The 1427-nt window shown below is 67.7% G+C and carries 2 protein-coding genes; both read left to right on the top strand.

Annotation, left to right across the window (positions count from 1 at the left end):
• The first annotated feature begins 317 nt into the window (after positions 1-317).
• Positions 318-1082, top strand: a complete 765-nt coding sequence (locus Y706_RS23620) for a hypothetical protein (RefSeq protein ID WP_253906685.1) — start codon at positions 318-320, stop codon at positions 1080-1082.
• Positions 1069-1427: SCO6880 family protein (locus Y706_RS23625; RefSeq protein ID WP_043434777.1), on the top strand; the 359-nt coding region annotated here is incomplete at its 3' end. The genes Y706_RS23620 and Y706_RS23625, both read left to right, overlap by 14 nt.

Genomic DNA, 1427 nt, shown 5'->3' on the forward strand with positions numbered 1-1427 from the left:
AATACCGAATACAAGGAACCGTCCTACGGCAACTGGCGCGTCCCGCGTTCTGCCGGGTTGGGCAACCTCGGCGCTATCGGCACCGGCATTGTCATGGCCGGGTTGTTGGCCGGGATCATCAGCTTCGCGATCTGGGGCCACAGGCGCCGTGTCCATGGGCCGCAGCGGCAGCGGTAAAGGCAACGCCTCCCCGACACCGGCCAGTACACAAAGCAACCAGTCAGGCGCAGCTCCGAAGGGCAGTAACGGAGCAACCGGCCCCCGGGGGAATGGCGGCCAGCCGACACCCGGGGCTACTGGTCCGGGCGGGGCCACCAATGCCGCCACCGCGGGGACAGCAAGCAGCACCGGGGCAGGAGCTGCCGCCGATCCTGGCCGGCATCCTGCCCACCACCGCGGCCTTCACGAACACCGAGATGGGGAGGCAGTGGTTCCAAAAAGCAGTTGGCTGGACCATCGCTTTCATCCTCTACAAACCAGCGGCAGCCATCGTCTACTCCGTCGCATTCCTGCTCATGGGGCACAACAGCGGGAAGGACGGCCTGATCGGCTCCATCACGGGCTTCACGCTGATGATCGTCGCCCTGTTCGCCTTGCCGGCACTAATGCGCTTCGTGACGCCCATGGTCGGTGCCGTCGCCTCCGGCGGGGGAGCGGGGGCAGGAGCCGCCGTGGGGGCCATGGCCACAGGCGCCGTGTCCATGGGCCGCAGCGGCAGCGGTAAAGGCAACGCCTCCCCGACACCGGCCAGTACACAAAGCAACCAGTCAGGCGCAGCTCCGAAGGGCAGTAACGGAGCAACCGGCCCCCGGGGGAATGGCGGCCAGCCGACACCCGGGGCTACTGGTCCGGGCGCGCCCCGCAAGGGCACCACCGGAAGCGCCGCTACCGCCGGGGCAGGCACCTCCGGCTCAGTCGCAGGAGCCGGCGCAGGTTCCGCCGGTAAAGCCGCCGGCCCGGCCGGAATCGCCGTCGCCGCAGGAGCACAAGCAGCGTCAAAGGCCTCTCAGGCCGCACAACAAACCGCGCAGGATTCAACCGGCCAATCAGGATCGATGGAGGGCCCCAGTGGCAGCAATTAATACCGAATACAAGGAACCGTCCTACGGCAACTGGCGGGTTCCCCGTTCCGCGGGGCTGGGAAGCCTGGGCGCGATCGGCACCGGCATCGTCATGACCGGTCTGCTGGCCGGCATCATCACCTTCGCCATCTGGGGCCTGCTGCCGGGCCTGAGCGTCCTTGCCGTCGCCGGACTGCTCGTGCTGCTTCTGACCGTCAAAGACAAGCATGGTCAGTCCATCGTGGACCGGTCCGCGACGCGGATGAACTTCCGTCTCGCCCGTTCCGGCGGGACCAACCTCTACCGTTCCGGCCCACTAGGGGTCACCGAGTGGGGCATGTTCCAGCTTCCCGGCCTGGCCGCGAA

The sequence above is a fragment of the Arthrobacter sp. I3 genome (assembly GCF_000520575.1).
In the GTDB taxonomy this organism is placed as follows: domain Bacteria; phylum Actinomycetota; class Actinomycetes; order Actinomycetales; family Micrococcaceae; genus Arthrobacter; species Arthrobacter humicola_A.